The 19326-nt window shown below is 44.6% G+C and carries 12 protein-coding genes and 1 riboswitch; of the genes, 10 read left to right on the top strand and 2 right to left on the bottom strand.

Annotation, left to right across the window (positions count from 1 at the left end; translation table 11 throughout):
• Positions 1-66 precede the first annotated feature (66 nt).
• The 8 genes from AM506_RS10665 (at position 67) to AM506_RS10700 (ending at position 8852) form a co-directional block, all read left to right on the top strand.
• Complete coding sequence (locus AM506_RS10665; RefSeq protein ID WP_060672653.1) at positions 67-1302, top strand: sugar ABC transporter substrate-binding protein; 1236 nt, start codon at positions 67-69, stop codon at positions 1300-1302.
• Positions 1303-1418: 116 nt separating this feature from the next.
• A complete protein-coding gene (locus AM506_RS10670) occupies positions 1419-2321 on the top strand; it encodes a carbohydrate ABC transporter permease (protein ID WP_060672479.1) in 903 nt (300 codons plus the stop codon).
• Between the two features lie 33 nt (positions 2322-2354).
• Positions 2355-3185 (top strand): carbohydrate ABC transporter permease, encoded by an 831-nt coding sequence (locus tag AM506_RS10675; RefSeq protein WP_060672480.1) that lies wholly within the window; start codon positions 2355-2357, stop codon positions 3183-3185.
• A 76-nt stretch (positions 3186-3261) separates the two neighbouring features.
• Positions 3262-4896: an alpha,alpha-phosphotrehalase gene (locus tag AM506_RS10680; protein ID WP_060672481.1), complete on the top strand. Its 1635-nt coding sequence runs from the start codon at positions 3262-3264 to the stop codon at positions 4894-4896.
• Between the two features lie 94 nt (positions 4897-4990).
• Positions 4991-5980, top strand: a complete 990-nt coding sequence (locus AM506_RS10685) for a LacI family DNA-binding transcriptional regulator (RefSeq protein WP_060672482.1) — start codon at positions 4991-4993, stop codon at positions 5978-5980.
• Between the two features lie 190 nt (positions 5981-6170).
• Positions 6171-6276: riboswitch (SAM riboswitch) on the top strand.
• A gap of 69 nt (positions 6277-6345) precedes the next feature.
• Positions 6346-7359, top strand: coding sequence for a methionine ABC transporter ATP-binding protein (locus tag AM506_RS10690; RefSeq protein ID WP_060672483.1), 1014 nt, complete (start codon positions 6346-6348; stop codon positions 7357-7359).
• On the top strand, positions 7349-8014 hold the full coding sequence (locus tag AM506_RS10695) for a methionine ABC transporter permease (protein ID WP_060672484.1): 666 nt from the start codon (positions 7349-7351) through the stop codon (positions 8012-8014). The genes AM506_RS10690 and AM506_RS10695 overlap by 11 nt, the downstream gene beginning before the upstream one ends.
• A gap of 22 nt (positions 8015-8036) precedes the next feature.
• The gene (locus AM506_RS10700) at positions 8037-8852 is read left to right on the top strand and encodes a MetQ/NlpA family ABC transporter substrate-binding protein (protein WP_060672485.1); all 816 of its coding nucleotides are present in this window, start codon (positions 8037-8039) and stop codon (positions 8850-8852) included.
• Between the two features lie 87 nt (positions 8853-8939).
• On the opposite strand, the gene AM506_RS23400 is transcribed toward AM506_RS10700, so the two are convergent.
• A complete protein-coding gene (locus tag AM506_RS23400) occupies positions 8940-10094 on the bottom strand; it encodes an SEC-C metal-binding domain-containing protein (RefSeq protein WP_060672486.1) in 1155 nt (384 codons plus the stop codon).
• A 652-nt stretch (positions 10095-10746) separates the two neighbouring features.
• On the opposite strand from AM506_RS23400, the gene AM506_RS22095 reads away from it, so the two are divergent.
• Positions 10747-16005 carry a 5'-nucleotidase C-terminal domain-containing protein gene (locus AM506_RS22095; RefSeq protein WP_082386323.1) on the top strand — a complete coding sequence of 1753 codons (5259 nt, stop codon included), beginning with the start codon at positions 10747-10749 and terminating at the stop codon, positions 16003-16005.
• 60 nt (positions 16006-16065) lie between these two features.
• Here the strand turns inward: AM506_RS22095 and trhO are convergent, their stop codons facing one another.
• A complete protein-coding gene (trhO, locus tag AM506_RS10715) occupies positions 16066-17031 on the bottom strand; it encodes an oxygen-dependent tRNA uridine(34) hydroxylase TrhO (protein ID WP_060672487.1) in 966 nt (321 codons plus the stop codon).
• Positions 17032-17282: 251 nt separating this feature from the next.
• Here trhO and AM506_RS10720 point away from each other — a divergent pair, with 251 nt between their 5' ends.
• Positions 17283-19289: a penicillin-binding transpeptidase domain-containing protein gene (locus tag AM506_RS10720; RefSeq protein ID WP_060672488.1), complete on the top strand. Its 2007-nt coding sequence runs from the start codon at positions 17283-17285 to the stop codon at positions 19287-19289.
• Positions 19290-19326: the final 37 nt, after the last annotated feature.

Below are 19326 nucleotides of genomic sequence, written 5' to 3' on the forward strand. Positions count from 1 at the left end.
AGGAACCATTCAATGCGCTTTACCATTTTTAAAGGGTTCAAATCAAATGGAAATGGAGATGGGGAAATGAAAAAGAAAATGTGGTCCTTACTACTAATCGGTATTTTGGCTTTATCCACGATTCTTACAGCCTGCGGAGGCAATGGAGAATCGAAGGATGGAAAGAAAGAAATTACCGTGTGGGCGATGGGTGAAGAAGGTAAGAAGCTGAAGGAAATGGCTTCAAAGTTTGAAGAAGAAAACAAAGATATCTCTGTTAAGATCCAAGCGATCCCTTGGGGCAATGCTCATGATAAACTGCTTACGGCAGTCGCTTCAGGAAATGGCCCGGACGTCCTTCAATTAGGAACGACATGGGTACCGGAATTCGCAGATGCAGGTGCACTGCTTGACCTGACTCCTTACTTGGAAGACTACCCGGAATTCAAACCTGAAAATTACTTTGAAGGGTCCGTCACTTCTATGAAGTATGACGACAAAGTCATCGGTGTTCCATGGTATATCGATACTCGCGTACTATACTACCGCACAGATCTATTGAAAGAAGTCGGATATGACAAGGCTCCTGCTACTTGGGATGAACTGAAGGATGCCGCAGGAAAGCTGAACGACCGGGGCGACGACGTGTACGGGTTGGATATCGACCGCAATGACCAGATTACACCTTTCATCTTTGCGTGGCAGAATGGGTACGAATTTGAAGGTAAAGATAAGATGAACTTCGATTCTCCTGAATTCAAGGAAGCAATGGAGTATTACACAAACTACTTTAAAGAAGGTATCAGTCCTACGACAGAAGGAATCGATATCGTACAGGCATTTAAAGAAGGTGCGAAGCCAATGTTCTTCAGTGGCCCATGGATGATCAACATCATCAACGACCAGGCACCTGACTTGAAGGATAAATGGGCTGTAGCCGTTATGCCTAAGAAAGAAACAAACACATCAAGCATGGGTGGATCCAATCTATCTGTTTTCCATAATTCTGAAAATGTGGACGAATCACTGAAATTCATTTCATATATGAATAAAGTGGACACGCAAATGGAATGGCTGGACGTATCGAATACGCTTCCTTCACGTGTGGATGCATGGGAAGAACCGAAGCTGAAAGAAGATCCGATGCTGTCTGTCTTCGGTCAACAACTGGAAGATACAAAAGCATCTCCGCAAATCAAGGAATTCGAAGTAATTGCACAGGAGTTCCTTTCTACCATTGAAAAAGTCACGGTAGGTGGAGCAGATGTGGACAAAGAGCTTGAGAAATTCAATAAGAAAGCAAATGAAATCGTAGAGAAGTAAGAGAGACTAAATAAACAAAACTGACGCTTGGCATAAGAATAAAATGGAGTTACAGGTGTGCAGCCTGAACTCCATTTTTAACATCATTTTGCGTGCGTTTAGATAGGTGGGATATCATGAGCAATGGATGGAAAAACAGTATGAGCAAAAATAAGCATCCCTATGTGTTTATTGCTCCTGCAGTGATCATTTTAACTGTTTTCAGTATTGTTCCGATTATTGTAGCTTTTTTGATCAGTTTCACCGACCTTGATTTAAAAGGGCTTGCCGACTGGTCGAATGTCAGCTTTATCGGAATGGACAATTACTCAGCGTTAGTGTCGGACGAGTTGTTTCACAAGGCGATATTCAACACATTGTTCTATGTGATCATCGGTGTTCCTCTTGTGATTATGTTCTCATTAGGGATTGCCTTGCTGTTGAATTATGGGACAAGCAAGCTGTTTACCGTATTCCGCGGAGTATACTACATGCCTTCCATCACCAATATCATTGCCGTTGCCGTGATATGGGGGTTCTTATACAATACCGAATACGGATTATTTAACTACTTACTATCATTACTGGATGTCGAGAAGATTCCTTGGTTAGGAGAGCCAACGATCGCCAAGCTATCGTTGATTGTGTTAGCCGTATGGAAAGGGGTCGGGATCAATATGATCATATTCCTTGCTGCCTTGCAGGGAATTCCAAAATCCTATTATGAAGCAGCGGAAATGGATGGCGCCAACAGATGGCAGGTACTGAGGAATGTGACGATCCCGTTACTGCGCTACGCCACTTTCTTCGTCACCGTCACAACACTGATCGGATGGCTCCAATTCTTCGAAGAACCATTCGTCATGACGAACGGAGGTCCCCTTGATGGAACGATTTCCATGGCGTTATTCATCTATCAACGTGGGTTCCAGTTCAGTGAATTCGGATATGCAGCAGCAGGCTCATTCATCCTGTTCATCATCATCATTATCATCACGCTACTTCAATTTAAATTGAGAAAATCTGATACAGAATATTAAGAATGAAACTATACAGTATCGGGGCTGAATAATATGAAAAACAAAACAACGAAATCGAAGGCTGAGAAGCTCTTTATCATCCTTTTGCTTGCTCTCGGCGGGATCATTGTATCCGTGCCTTTTATTTGGATGATCTCAAGCTCATTCAAGCCTGAAAGTGAAGTGCTTCAAATACCTCCAAGCTTAATACCGGAGAATCCGACACTCGAAAACTACGTGAATTTATTTGAAAGCATGAATTTCGGCGTCTATTTACGAAATACGCTCATCATCGTTTTATTTTCCTTTGTCGGTCTATTCTTTAATGCCATGGCCGGTTATGGATTTGCCAAGTATCAATTTAAAGGCAGGGAAAAGATCTTCTATATCGTCCTGGCAACGATGATGATCCCTGCACAGGTAACGATGATCCCAGTTTACCTGATTTTAAATGAAATGGGACTCACGAACACGATGACGGGGATCGTGCTGCCGGGACTGGCCGCTGCCTTCAGTATTTTCTTATTCAGGCAGTTCATGACGACGATCCCGACTGACCTGATCGAAGCAGCGAGGCTTGACGGGGCAGGGGAATTCTACATTTTCTTCCGCTTGATCGTACCGATTGCGAAGCCGATCTTCGCCGTGCAGGGAATCCTCACATTTATCGGAGCCTGGAACAGCTTCCTATGGCCGTTGATCATCGCCAACGACGAAAGTCTCTACACCTTATCCGTCGGGCTTTCACTGCTCCAGGGCCAATATGCCAACAACTTCGGCCTGCAAATGGCCGGCGCAGCCTTCATGGTCGTGCCGATCATCATCATCTTCTCCTTCTTCCAGAAATACATCGTCGAAGGATTCACAATGTCAGGCATCAAATAATCAACATGTACCAGGTACAGAGCTTTATGGATGTACCTGGTATATTTCCTTAAAAGAAAGCTTATGAGGTGAAACGATGGAAAAAGCATGGTGGCAGAAGTCCACGATTTATCAAATATACCCCCGAAGCTTCAATGATTCCAACGGGGACGGGATCGGTGACATTCCCGGCATCATCGAAAAGCTCGATTATCTCGAACTTCTCGGCATCGATATCATCTGGCTGAGCCCGGTCTATCAATCCCCGAATGACGATAACGGCTATGACATCAGCAATTACTATGACATCATGCCCGATTTCGGTACCATGGAAGACATGGAAAGATTAATAGAAGAAGCAAAGAAAAGGGACATCCACATCATGATGGACCTCGTCATCAACCATACATCCGATGAGCACGCATGGTTTGAAGAATCGAGGAAATCAAAGGATAACCCTTATCGCGATTACTATATTTGGAGGGAAAGTCAGGACGGTCCTCCGAGTGACATCCAGTCCGTCTTCAGTGGATCTGCCTGGGAATGGGATGAACAAACAGGCGAGTGTTACTTTCATCTCTTCAGTAAAAAACAGCCGGACCTCAATCTTCATAACCCTGAAGTCCGGGAACATCTGTACAAGATGATGAACTACTGGCTCGCTAAAGGGGTCAGCGGATTCCGCATGGATGTAATCGATTTAATCGGGAAAGAAGTCGATGAGAACGTACTGACCGACGGGCCGAAGCTTCATGAGTATTTACAGGAAATGCATGAAAAAGTCCTTTCTCATTATCCGACTGTCACGGTCGGTGAGACCCCATCCGCCACCCCTGAAACGGCTCAGCTTTATACAGGGAAAGGGCGGGATGAACTGGACATGGTGTTCACCTTCCAGCATATGTCCCTGGACGAGCGGGCAGGGGAAGGGAAGTGGGCGTTGAAGGAACTGGATTTCGTGGAGCTGAAAAAGGTGCTGAGCAAGTGGCAGACCTCCCTTTTTCAGAAAGGATGGAACAGTTTATACTGGAATAATCACGATCAGCCCCGAATCGTATCCAGGTGGGGGAACGATCAAGAGTACCGGATAGAATCCGCCAAGATGCTGGCAACGGTCCTTCACATGATGCAGGGGACGCCTTTCGTCTATCAAGGTGAAGAAATCGGGATGACGAATAGTTACTGGGACGATATCACCCAATACCGTGACATTGAAACGATTAACTATTTTCATGAAAAGAAAACAGAAGGTGTCCTAGAGGGTGAGATTATGGAATCGATCCGGACGAAGGGCAGGGACAATGCCAGGACACCGTTTCAATGGAATGACGATAATCATGGCGGTTTTACCGAGGGGAATCCGTGGATTGAAGTGAATTCCAATTTCAAAGAAATCAACGCAGAACAGGCAATGAAGGATCAGGACTCGATCTTCCATCATTATCAAAAGCTCATTGCACTGAGGAAGCGATTGGATATCCTTGTTTATGGGGAGTATGAGTTACTACTGGGGGATCATCCCGAAATCATGGCGTACACACGGAAATGGGAAGATCAAACCTTGTTGGTCGTCGCGAACTTCTACGGAGGAAATAGTGAATTCCATTTGCCGGAAGCAGTGGATGATGCCCATACCGAAATCCTCATTAGCAACTATTCGGATTCCAGTGAACGGCCATCAGACATCAACACCCTTCGTCCCTACGAAGCGATCGTATACTTATTAGAATAATAACCCAATACTTGAAGCGCTTTCATGTATAATGAACAGATGAAAACAGTAAAGAAGGATGCCTTCATTTATTTAGCAATTAGGATGTGAACTTATGGCAACCATCAAAGATGTGGCTAAGCTTTCCGGTGTCGCCGTTTCGACCGCTTCTTATGCATTGAACAACAGTAAGAAAGTCAGTGAAGAAACACGACAGAAAGTTTTAGCGGCAGCCAAACAATTGAATTACCAAAAAAACGGGCTAGCTTCGGATTTAAAGCGGACAAGCACGAATACCATCGCCTTGATTCTGAGCGATCTGTCAGGACCTTATTACTCAGAACTTATCAAGGGCGTACAGGATGTGACCTCCACGAACGGTTATGATCTGATCGCGTGCAGTTCCATCGGAGGAGCACAGTCCACAGCCGTCAAATTTTTAAAAGAAAAACGCGTCGACGGCGTCATTATCCTTGCCCATAATATCAATGATGAGACCATCCTGGAATCGGCAAGGGAAGGCTTTCCCATTGTGGTCCTCGACCGGAGCATCAAAAGCGATTACGTTACCCAGATCGAAGTCGATAATGTGCACGGAGCATTTGTCGCCACTGAACACTTGATTGAAAGAGGAAGCCGTGACATCGCTTTTATCAGCGGACCTTACAACTCACATGACAACGAGCTTCGTTTCCAGGGCTTCCGGGAGGCACTGGACAAACATGGCATCGATTATAAATCCAAATGGAAAGTCTCCGGGGGCTTCACCCGTGAAGGGGGCTATCAGGCGACGAAAATGCTGATCGCCCAGCGGGATGTCCCGCAGGCCATCTTCTACGCGAATGATGAAATGGCCATCGGGGGCTTGCAGGCACTGAACGAAAAAAACATTTCCGTTCCAGGGGACATTTCCATCATTGGCTTTGACGACATCCAGCTGTCAGAATACGTATCCCCGCCACTGACGACCATGAGGCAGCCGAAATATGAAGCCGGTGCCCTGGCTGTTCACCTTATCTTTCAGATGCTCTTGAAGGAAAAGGTCGATTCGTATTACAAGCTGACAACGGAGCTTGTTGAAAGGGATTCTGTGAAAAAACGGTAGACGAGTGTGAGAGCCTGATCTTTCCCGGATGTGTGGGAAAGGTCGGGTTTTTTAATGAACAAAAATATTTCCTTGATATGACAGTAAAGATAACGCTTACACAAAACCATCCCCGAAATCCCCTATTGACTTCACGTCCCATACCCAGTATTATCCTCTATAAGATAAATTTTCGAAAATTACATACATTCAATTATCCAGAGTGACCGAGGGATCAGGCCCTATGACGTCCGGCAACCTCCAGAAATGGAACGGTGCTAATTCCTGCAGAATGATTTCATTCTGAGAGATAAGTCGAGATAAACAGGCGATGCTTCTTTCAGTTGAAAGAGGCATTTTTTATTGGAGAAAAAGGGGTGTGCACATTGATCGAGATTCGGAATCTGGTAAAAACGTACAAAACGAAAAAGCAAACGGTGGTCGGTGTCGACAACGTCTCTGTCACGATCAAAAAGGGTGAAATCTTCGGGATCGTCGGATACAGCGGAGCGGGGAAGAGTTCACTCATTCGCTGCCTGAACTTACTTGAAACCCCGACATCAGGGGAGATCATCATTGATGGACAGGATTTCACGAAACTCTCGTCCAAGGAGCTGAGGCTTGCCCGTCAGAAAACGAGCATGATCTTCCAGCATTTTCACCTGATCAAGTCGAAGACGGTTTTTGATAATCTGGCATTTGCCTTGAAAGCGGCGCATGTACCGAAAGCGAAAATCAAACCGAGAGTCGTCGAGCTCCTGGAGATGGTCGGTCTTTCAGACAAAGCCGACGCTTATCCGGCCCAGCTCAGCGGCGGACAGAAGCAGAGAGTCGGAATCGCGAGGGCACTTGCCAATAACCCATCGGTATTGCTTTGCGACGAAGCAACATCGGCGTTGGATCCGAATACGACGAAATCGATCCTGAGGCTTTTGAAAAAAATCAACAAGGAGCTGGGATTGACGATTGTCCTCATCACCCATGAGATGGAAGTGGTGAAGGAAATCTGTGACCGGATGGCCGTGATGCAGGACGGGAAGATCGTGGAGGAAGGTCCCGTGTATGACCTGTTTGCCGAACCGAAACAGCCTTTGACGAAGCAGTTCATCGAAACGATACTCCAATTCGAACTGCCGCAGCACCTGGTGGAATCGAGAAAAGGGAAACTCATCAAGATTCAATTTAAAGGGTCGATCGCAGAGGAAAGCGTCGTATCAGAGGTGTTTCAACGGTACAAGGTGCGGGGGAATATCCTGCACGGCAAAATTGAATATATTCAGGATGTCCCACTTGGAATCTTCATTATGGAGCTGATCGGGTCACCCGACGAAATCGAAGCGGCGATCCGTTATATTACAGCGAAGACACAGAGCCTGGAGGTGTTAGAGGATGCTGCCTGATTCATTGACTGCTATACTGCCAGAATTGAATAAAGCCTTTTTTGAAACGGTGTATATGGTGGGGATCTCATTAGCCGTGGCGATTATAGTGGGATTGCCACTTGGGATTCTGCTTTTCGTGACAGACAAAGGCTTATTTTTACAAAATAGCGTGATAAAAAAAGTGGTGGGATTCGTCGTGAACATGGTCCGCTCGGTTCCGTTCATCATTCTATTAGTTGCACTCTTACCATTAACCAAACTATTGACCGGGACGACGATCGGGCCGACAGCGGCATCCGTATCACTCTCGGTGGCGGGCATTCCGTTTTTTGCAAGAATGGTAGAAACGTCTTTGAGGGAAATTGATAAGGGAGTCATTGAAGCATCGGTTTCCGTTGGGGCGAGTCCATGGATGATCATCAAAGACGTGCTGTTGCCGGAAGCACGGCCTGCCGTCATTCAGGCGATCACGATTACAACGATCAGTTTAGTCGCCTATTCCGCCATGGCCGGCATCGTAGGCGGCGGCGGAGTCGGGGACCTGGCCATTCGCTTCGGGTATTACAGGTACGATAACACGGTGATGATCGCCACCGTCGTCATCCTGATTTGCCTGGTTCAACTCATCCAGTATACGGGTGATGTGTTTGCACGATTGGTGGATAAACGATAACGAACTTTAGGGGGAACAACAAGTGAAAAAGTGGATATTATTTGTAGCATTAGCGGTAACAGTAAGCTTACTGGCTGCCTGCGGCGGAGAAGAGGCAAGCTCTGAAGATAATAAAGAAGTAACCATCGGAGCGACATCCGGTCCTTACAGTGACATGGTGACCAAAGCGATCAAGCCGGGACTTGAAGAAAAAGGCTACACGGTGGAAGTGAAGGAATTCAGTGATTACATACAGCCGAACAACGCACTCTCAGAAGGAGATTTGGATGCGAATCTTTTCCAGCACAAAATCTACATGGAAACCTTCGCGAAGCAGCATAACATGGACCTATCTGAAGTGATTGTCGTACCGACGGCGCCGATGGGGATCTACTCACAGAAGTTCAATTCCATCAAGGACATCAAAGAAGGCAGTGCCATCGCCATCCCGAATGATCCGACGAACGCGGCACGTGCCTTTCAAATCCTGGAAGATGCCAAGCTGATCACGTTAAAACCGGACACGGATCCATTGACCGTATCCGAAAAAGACATTGATGAAAACGTGAAAAACCTGCAGTTCAAACCGATCGAAGCCGCACAGCTTCCAAGGGCTGTCGACAGTGTCGATTTATCAGCAGTACCTGGGAACTATGCACTGGCAGCAGATATGGACCTTCTCGATGCCTTGCAATTGGAGGACATGCCTGATCAATACCGAAACCGCGTAGTCGTGAACACAAAAGACGTCGACTCACAACTTGCCAAAGACATCAAAGCCGTCGTCCAAGCAGATGAATTCGAGAAAGTCATAGACACCGAATTCAAAGGCTTCGGCAAACCGGAGTGGATGGAGTAGAGGGACGGACCTCCAATTTCACCGAAATTAAACAGCAGAACGATAGGGACGGGCTTCCGCATGAAAATGCGGAGGTCCGTCCCTCACTTATAGGCAGCACTTCTTATACTTTTTCCCGCTTCCGCACGGGCAGGGGTCGTTGCGTCCGACTTTGTCTCCTGTTTGGACGGGTTGTGTCACGAGGATCGGTTGTTCATCCAGTGATTGGCGTTCCACTTCTTCGATGAAGTTCCGCCATTTAATGAGCTTAGGATGATCGATTCCGTTCATGACAGAGTTCACGTAAATGGATTCTTCCAGACAAAGCATATTCTCATCATAGCCTTCTTCAATGAACGCTGCGATTTTGGGAATCGCTTCAGTTGATAACTGCTGACATAAATAATCCGAGATCAGCGTTTTAGCGGTAATGTCATCTGTTTGATCAAATAATCGCAACAGTGCTTGTTCCGCCTCCGCGCTTTTTATTCTCCCTAATACGTCCAGTGTATAGAAATAGGTATTACCATAGAGAGCCACTTTTTCAACCTCAGCCACAACCTGATCTGTTCCTATCTTCACCAGGGCATTGGCCACTTCCTCCAACAGTAAATCTTCTGCTTCCTCGTTTTTGAAAAGGTTCACCAATTGTGGAATCACGCTCTCTTCGCGGATTTCCCCAGACATATACACTGTGTATATGAGCTCGAAGCCGACTAACTCATCTTCCTCAATCTGTGCGTCAAAGCTTCTAATCTCGCCTTTTTTAACCAGCTCGTAAACGATCCTTTTCCCATGGTCAAAATACACTTGATCATAATCATACGTATTCAAGTTAAACATGACGTCAGCAAGCTCCATGAATAATTCCTCTTCTTTTAATGAGGGAAGCATCGCAATTTTCTTTAGCTGCTCTTCATCTACAAAAGGCTTCAATTCATTTCTGTATGCAATCAGTAAATCTGTATCGGAATTCGCTAGTAATTGAATGTAGAAGAGTACGTCTGTATCCTTTTTGCTCAGACTCTTCAACCGATTGAGTGCCTCCTTCATCCCTTCCTCATTCAACGGCATGTACATTAAGTAAGGAAGTACAGGTGAAGAGTATTCCGAAACCTGTCCCCGGTCATGGGCTTTTAACCCGGTTAAAAAGGTATCACCATCAACCAAATAGGAACCTTCCAACATTTCAATCGCATACCTCTGCACAAACGGATCCTCACTCAAAAAATAAGGCTCTACTCTCTCAACAAAACGACTCATCCAACCATCCTCTATCATGATATTTTCCTTAAGTGTAATGGGTGGAAGGGGAAAAGGGAAGAGGGACGGACCTCGGCATACAAGTAGCTCAGATGCTAATGCAACGAAAACTGAAGAGGCTGATACAGGAAAGGGATATTACCAATGACTTTTATACCGGTCCACTGACATTAAGTAAAAGCCTTCAAATCAGGAAAAGGTCAAAATCCAAACTGCAGTCGAATTCTATATATTATTAAAGAGCTCCCGGAGGACAGATGTCCCTCCTATTCGACATCCTTTTTTAATATAATATGAATCAATTGTCCCATTTTTGTAAATTTTTATATAATTCAATAATCCTCGACAAAAAAATGATATATTTATAGAGTACTTGGTTTACAAGTTTCAACAGAATGTGAACCAGGTGAAATAAACAAGCGGGGGTGTTTCCAAATAGGTAGATTGTAGTCAATATCATTCATTAATCTACGTATTTTTGGCATGAATCGATGCTTTCCAAGGGAAACGATTATACTATAAAGAAAGCGCTTACAAATCCTTAGAAGGTATTTATGCCATAGACAAAGGGCTGGGGGATATAGCTAAAACATGTAGGAACAGATACATAGGCTTATCTCACTATTCGAACACATTTTGAGGAGGAACCAGGTTGAAGATTTTGAAGAAACAGTTGTTCATCGTAACAACGATCTTGGCCATGCTTGTAAGTTATATTGTTCCGATTGGCTCAATGGCTTCAGCAGCAGACTATTTAACGGTCCAGGAAGCAATAGAAAACAATACAGGAACAGGAACCGTCACGGGTTATATTGTTGCCCACACGACAGGTAACAAAAGTTATAATTTCGAAACCCCTTTTGGAAATGATTACAATTTAGCCATTGCAGACAGTCCCGATGAGACGGATGCTTCCAAGATTCTTCCGGTTCAGCTGCCAACTGCTTTCCGAGCAGAATTCGGGCTTAAATCAAACCCGGATATCATAGGGAAAAAAGTCATCATTACAGGAAGTCTTGAAGCTTACTTTACCGCACCAGGACTAAAATCTCCTACAGCCATGTCCTTTGAAGGGGAAGATCCGGATGAACCAACCCCATATGATGGTATTGAAGGCTTGCGGATTCATGATATTCAAGGTGAAGCACATACATCGCCTTACAATACAGAAAAAGTAAAAGGCGTAGAGGGGATCGTCACTCACGTCGTGGATGCCAGCAATTTCTACATGCAAGATGCCCAAGCAGATGATAATGATAAAACATCAGAAGCAATACTTGTCTATAAGCCGGCTCATGGAGTGAAGCTTGGCGATAAAGTGGCTGTTGATGGTCAGGTGAAAGAATGGGTACTGGATGGATATAACGAAAAATTACAAACAGATCTTGCGATGACCGAATTAAACGCACAGTATGGGAATGTAATCGTTGATTCAGGTAACAATGACCTCCCGGCAGCACTGGTGATGGGGGAATACGTAAATCCTCCTACAATCGTTGTCGATAACGATCAATTCGGGGAATTTGATCCAGAACAGGACGCGATCGATTTTTACGAAAGCCTTGAAGGAATGCGTGTTTCACTTGATCATCCAACTGTGACAGGTCCTCAGAAATATGGGGAAGTCCCTGTCATCACTGAGAAAGTGGAAGACAAATCGTATACAAAAGAAGGCGCACCACTATTAACAAAAGAAAACCAAAACCCTGAAAGGATGTTCCTTTTACTTGATAACCGGGATTTCGTTACGAAAACAGGTGACAAATTTAATGGAACAGTAACAGGAGTAGTCAGTTACAGCTTCAGTAATTTTAAAATACTTGTAAATGAAGAAAGTCTTCCGGAATTGACAGAGCGTGAATTCACTCCGGAAGTGACAACGATTGAAAAGGAAGATGACAAATTAACCGTAGCAGGTTACAACATTGAGAACTTTGCAGCATCCGATACAGCGAAGCGGGATAAGCTTGCGAAATCAATGGTGGAGAATTTGAACTCTCCTGACATCATCGGTTTAGTGGAAGTATTGGATGAAAGCGGTACAACGGATGATGGAGTTGTGAAGGCTGATGCTAACTATAAAGCACTGAGTGACGCCATTGCAGGCTTCGGAGGCCCTACCTATTCATGGACAGAAATAGCTCCTCAAGATAAAGAAGATGGCGGGGTACCTGGGGGGAATATCCGTGTTGGCTTCCTCTATAATCCTGACCGTGTGTCATTAACAGAAGGTACAAAGGGGGACGCTACAACAGCTGTAGCTTATGATAACGGATCTTTGACATTGAATCCGGGAAGAATCGACCCGATGAACCCAGCATTCGATGACAGCCGCAAGCCATTAGCGGCACAGTTCAACTTTAAAGGCGAAGACGTTATCGTCGTGAACAATCACTTTAACTCCAAAGGTGGAGATCAACCCGTATTCGGTAAAAATCAGCCACCTGTACTGGGAAGTGAAGAACAGCGTCTGCAAATTGCGGAAATTGTGAATTCATTCGTCTCTGATATTGAGGATAAGAATGAAGACGCTAACGTAGTCGTAATGGGAGACTTAAACGACTTTGAATTCTCCGCGCCTTTACAAAAACTGAAGGGCGAAGAGTTGACAAATCTTGTTGAGACACTTCCTGCAAGCGAACGATACACGTATACGTACCAAGGGAATGCACAAGTATTGGATCATATGCTGGTTTCAAACCGTCTAGCTGCGGGTGCAGAATATGATATCGTCAACTTTAACTCTCCTTACATGGAAGAACATGGACGTGCGAGCGATCATGATGCCTATATCGGGCAGTTTGATTTATCACCGGAGAGTAAAGAAGGGTTCGACCTTTCCATCATGCACACAAATGATACACATGCACACGTGGAAGGTTATCCTAAACTCTTTACAGCAGTGAACGAGGTTCGTGCTGAAAAGGAAAACTCTCTATTATTAGACGCAGGTGATGTATTCTCGGGAACACTTTACTTCCGTCAATATAAAGGTCTTGCCGATCTTTGGTTCATGAATGAGCTTGGATATGATGCCATGACCTTTGGTAATCACGAATTTGATAAAGATTCAAAAACCTTAGCAGACTTCATTAAGGAAATGAATTTCCCAATGGTTTCATCGAATGTATCGGTTACGGGTGATACAGATTTAGAGCCACTTGTGAAAAATGAAATCGGTACACCAGGTGAAGGTGGAAATATCTACCCTGCTATGGTCAAGGAAGTGGATGGGGAAAAAGTAGGGATCTTTGGATTAACCACTCCGGATACTGAATTCATCTCTAATCCAGGAGAAAATATTTCCTTTGAAAACCCTGCTGAAAAAGCAGCCTCAACAATTGATATGCTGAAAAATGAAGGAGTCAATAAGGTCATCGCCCTATCTCACTTGGGTTATGCTCAAGATTTGGAACTGGCTGAAGAGGTAGATGGTATTGATGTGATCGTCGGTGGTCACTCCCATACCGTATTGGAAGAACCAGTTGTGATTGATAAAGAAGAACCGACTGTAATCGTGCAGGCTGGAGAGTACTTGAATCTGCTTGGTTTATTGGATGTTACATTCGATGATGATGGTGTTGTCACGAACCATTCAGGTGAAGTGCTTAACCTTGAAAGTTATGAGGCAGATGCTGATGCACTTGCAAAAGTGGAAGAGTTCAAAGCTCCCCTTGAAGAGTTGAAGAGTGAAGTGGTCGGAAACTCAGAGGTAGCTCTGAATGGAGAACGTGCCGACGTCCGCAGAAAAGAAACGAACTTAGGTAATTTAATCGCTGATGGAATGGTTGCAAGGGCCAATGAGTCCGTCGAAACGTACATCGGACTTCAAAATGGCGGGGGGATCCGTGCTTCTATCGATGCGGGGGACATCACCCTTGGAGAAGTATTAACAACAATGCCATTCGGAAATCAACTTGTCACGCTGGATTTAACTGGTCAGGAAATTAAAGACGCACTTGAACACAGTGTATCAAGAGTTGAAGGCCAGGATGCACCAGGGGAATTCCTACAAGTAACAGGAATCAAATATAAGTATGACGTTAATAAGCCTGCCGGGGAACGGGTATGGTATCTAGAAGTGAAAACAAGCAATGGATATGAAAAAATCGACCCTGAAAAAATGTACTCTGTTGCCACTAACGCATTCACGGCAAATGGTGGAGACGGATATACGATGTTCAAGGAAGCGAAAGAAGAAGGTCGTCAAACGGAACTGTTTGTAGCAGACTTTGAAGTGTTCACTTCATATCTTGAGAAGAACAATCCGGTTTCACCAGTGGTGGAAGGACGCATCGTTCAAGAAGCAGCACCTGAAGAAAATGAAGATTTCCAATTATCCATTATGCATACGAACGATACGCATGCACACGTGGAAGGGTACCCACGCTTATTCACAGCGGTGAAAGATGTTCGTTCAAAAAAAGAGAATTCTCTCTTATTGGATGCAGGGGATGTATTCTCCGGAACACTCTACTTCCGCCAATACTCAGGTCTCGCGGATCTATGGTTCATGAATGAACTGGGTTATGATGCTATGACTCTAGGGAACCACGAATTCGATAAAGACTCTAAGACATTAGCAAACTTTATTAAGGAAATGAATTTTCCAATGGTCTCTTCAAATGTCCAAGTGACAGGAGATGCTGACCTTGAACCACTTAAGAAAAATGAAGTGGGAACTCCGGGTGAAGGCGGGAACATCTACCCTGCCATTATTAAAGAAGTAGACGGGGAAAAAGTAGGGATCTTCGGACTGACAACTCCTGAAACAGAATTTCTCTCAAGCCCAGGAGAAAATATTGTTTTTGAAGATGCAGCCGAAAAATCAGCTGCTACAATCGACATGCTAAAAGATGAAGGTGTAAACAAGATTATCGTTCTTTCTCATCTTGGGTACTCACATGACCTGGAACTTGCTGAAGCAGTTGATGGAATTGACGTTATTGTCGGAGGCCATTCCCATACTGTGTTGGATGAGCCGGTAGTCATCGATAAAGAAGAACCTACTTTGATCGTACAAGCAGGAGAGTATTTAAATCTTCTTGGGTTATTAGACGTCACGTTCGACTCTGAAGGTGTCATAACAAGTCATGAGGGGGAGGTACTTGACCTCAAGGAATACGAAGAAGATCCTGATGCACTTGCGAAAGTAAATGAGTTCAAAGCACCTTTGGAAGAAATTAAAAACGAAGTCGTAGGTAAAACAAAAGTAGCTTTAAACGGGGAACGCGCAGATGTCCGTACGAAAGAAACCAACTTAGGAAATCTGATTGCAGATGCCATGGTAGAAAAGGCAAATGAATCGGTGAAGACCCATATTGGACTTCAAAACGGCGGCGGTATCCGTGCTTCCATCGATAAAGGGAAAATCACTTTGGGTGAAGTTTTAACAACGATGCCGTTCGGTAATAATCTGGTAACCCTTGATTTAACTGGTCAGGAGATTCTGGATGCCCTGGAGCACAGTGTAAGTGCAATCGAAACCGGGGAAGGCCGTTTCCTTCAAGTATCTGGAATCAACTTCAAATACGACATTAACAAACCGGTTGGTGAGCGTGTATGGTTTGTAGAAGTGAAAACAGATAAAGGATTTAAGGAAATTGACCCTGAAAAGATGTACACAGTCGCAACCAATGCCTTTACAGCTGATGGCGGTGACGGTTACAGCATGTTTAAAGCAGCTAAAGATGAAGGTCGAATGACGGAACTATTCCAAGTGGATTATGAAGTATTCACTGACTATTTGGCTAAGCACAAAAATGTGTCTCCAAAGGTTGAAGGAAGAATCATTCAAGAAGAACAACAAGATGATTCTGGAGATGGTGGCTGGCAAGACGATTTCTTCGACTTTATTAAAAAGTTAAAGAATTGGTTATGTACATTATTTGGATTATGTGGCAGACCGTAATTCCGGAAGAAGATTAAAAAAAGCACTGGCTGAGTAATCAGCCAGTGCTTTTTATGCAATTTATATCGTCGCTTTTTCTTTCTCGTTCTCAATCACTGCCAAACGCTCTGCCACTTCTTCCTCCGTCAAACCATGTTCCATGACATAGCGGTTCTCAGGGCTCTTGCGGCACTCATCCGAGCAGCTTCTCATATATTTATGCTCATTTTCTTCGGAGCAAAGGATCTTTCGGTTACAAGGCGGGTAAGCACAGTTTACGTAGCGCTCACAAGGTTCGCCACTGTAGAAATCTTTCCCTACGACAACGTGTTCTGTCTGGTTGACAGGAACACCGATACGCTCGTCGAATACGTAAAGCTGACCGTCCCACAGTTGACCTTTTACTTCAGGGTCTTTTCCGTAGGTTGCGATTCCACCGTGGAGCTGTGCAACATTCTCAAAGCCTTCTTTGACTAACCAGCCTGAGAATTTTTCGCAGCGGATCCCACCTGTACAATACGTAATGATTTTCTTGCCTTCTAATATATCTTTATTATCGCGGACCCAGTTCGGAAGATCGCGGAAGTTTTTGATATCCGGCTTCACGGCTCCTCTGAAGTGTCCAAGTTCATATTCATAGTCATTACGTGCATCAAGAAGGATCGTATCTTCCTGCTGGATCTGTTCAAAGAAATCCTTTGGATCAAGGTATTCACCTGTAAGTTCATTCGGATTCACATCATCTTCAAGACGAAGAGTGACAAGCTCTGGACGGTGCTTCACTTTCAATTTCTTGAACGCATGACCGTTTGCTTCGTCAATCTTGAATACAGTATCCTTGAAATGAGGATCCTGTCTCATTGCTTCCATATACGCATCCGTCTGCTCGATCGTCCCGGAACATGTTCCGTTGATTCCTTCAGACGAAATCAGGATGCGTCCCATAAGGCCGATATCAGCACACATTTGTTTGTGCTGGGCAGTGACTTCCTCCGGGTTCTCGATGTCAACATAGTTGTAATACAGTAGTACTCGATAATCTTTCATGTTTATTTCCACCTATCGATATATATTTGCAAGATATAATCTTAGGATTCAGTTCCTTATTACTCTTACGATGTACTATTATAACAAATTTTTACGAAATTGCATCATATGAGAGTGAGAAATACTGGGGATTGTGAGGAAATGGTGGCGAAAATTGGTTTAAAATAAAGAAAATAAATACATTAAATTTGTAAATCTGGATACGATTTGAAACAATGAATATAAGAATAAATAAGGGGTTGTCACTACATATGATCAAAAAAATCATGCTGCTTTGTCTCTTCGTCACTCTCAGTCTAATGGTCGCCGGATGTCAGGAAAAGGCTCAGCCGGATGATCGCCTAGAGGAGTACGTGGATCTTTGGAATAAAGGAAAATTTGATAGTATGTTCTCAGACTATGTGAACGCCTCTACCAAAGAAACATTCAAAAAAGAAGATTTCGTCACGAGATACAAAGATATCTATAAAGATCTGGAAGTGAAGGATGTCAAAGTATCCTTTAAAAAGCCGGACAAAGAAGTCGAATGGGACAAAGAATCGAAAGCGGAGTTTCCCATGACCATTTCATTTAACACCCTCGCCGGTGAAGTTTCGTATAAAAAAGATGTCACGTTGACAAAAGAAAAGAAAGACGACGATGAAAACTGGTTCGTGGATTGGGACCCTTCGTTCATCCTGCCTGAAATGGAAAAGGATGATAAAGTCGGAGTGGAGAGCATCTCGGCCAAACGTGGGGAGATCCTCGACCGGAATCAGCAGCCCCTTGCTGTCAACGGGGAGGCATTTGAGCTCGGGATTGTCCCGAAAGAGTTCAATGAAAATGACTTGAGCAAGCTGTCATCTTTACTGGATTTATCACCCGAACAAATAAAGAATAAATTGGACGCAAGCTGGGTGAAGCCTGACTATTTCGTCCCAATTAAAAAAATCGCCTTAAAAGAGCGTCCTCTCGCACTGGACGTAATTGAACTGGACGGGCTTTATTCCAAGCGGGTGCCTGCCAGGGAATACCCATACGGAGAAGCCACTGCCCATCTCACCGGTTATATCGGAAAGCTTACGGCAGAGAAATTGGAGAAGCTGAAGGACAAAGGCTATACTTCTCAATCATTGATGGGTTTAAGTGGAGCAGAGGAAGTCTATGAGGATCAGCTGCGGGGCAAAGACGGACAGCGCATCTATCTGAAGAAACAAGATTCAGAAGACACCTTCACCGTAGCCGAGCAAACGGTTGAAGACGGAAAGAATATCACTCTCACCATCGATGCCGAGATGCAAGAGAAGATATACGCACAAATGAAGGATGAGCCAGGGACCGCAGCCGCCATCAACCCCCAAACGGGAGAAGCGCTTGCCCTTGTGAGCACACCTGCCTATGATCCGAATGAGTTCGTATTGGGGATGTCTTCAGAACAATATAAGAAACTGGCGGATGATCCGAACAAGCCGCTCCGGAATCGATTCCCACTTGCTTTTTCACCGGGATCGACGATGAAAGGCATCACGGCATCCGTCGGTCTGAAATCCGGCAAGCTGGATCCAAACAAGGTCTATGATATCCCCGGGAAGAAGTGGCAAAAAGATAAATCATGGGGGAATTATAAAGTGGTCCGTGTCTTTGACAATGAGAGCAAAGTGGATCTGGAAAGCGCCCTTAAATTCTCGGATAACATTTATTTTGCCCGAGTCGGATTAGAAATGGGTGCAGAGACGTTTATTGCCGGTTTGAAGGATTTCGGTTTTGGCGAAGAAATTTCTATGTCGTATCCTATTTATGAGTCACAGGTTTCGAACGACGGCAAAATCTCCAAAGAAGTACAGCTGGCGGATTCGGCTTTCGGTCAAGGGGAGGTGCTGATGAGTATCGTTCATATAGCAAGTGCATACGGCGGGATCATCAATGATGGCACCATGATGGAACCAAAACTCCTGAAGGAAGAAGAACCAAAAGTATGGAAGAAAGACCTGCTTTCGAAAGAGCAGGCAGACATGATGAAAACGAATTTTCGCAAAGTGGTCACAGAAGGCATCGCTGGAAAAGCGAGTGTAGAAGGAAAAGCGATTGCCGGTAAAACAGGGACGGCAGAGATCAAGTCTGAACAGGGGACAACAGGCACAGAAAATGGAGTGTTCGTTTCCTATGATCAGAATGACCCATCCATGGTTCTTGCCATGCTCCTTGAAAATGTGCAGGGGGAAGGCGGGAGCACCCATACCGTTCAAGTGGCGAAGAAGTTTTATGATAGCTGGAAATAGCATAGAGAGGGGCAGATGCTCCTCTCTTTTTTATGTT

It is taken from the genome of Rossellomorea vietnamensis (assembly GCF_001305855.1).
Taxonomy (GTDB): Bacteria; Bacillota; Bacilli; order Bacillales; family Bacillaceae_B; genus Rossellomorea; species Rossellomorea vietnamensis_A.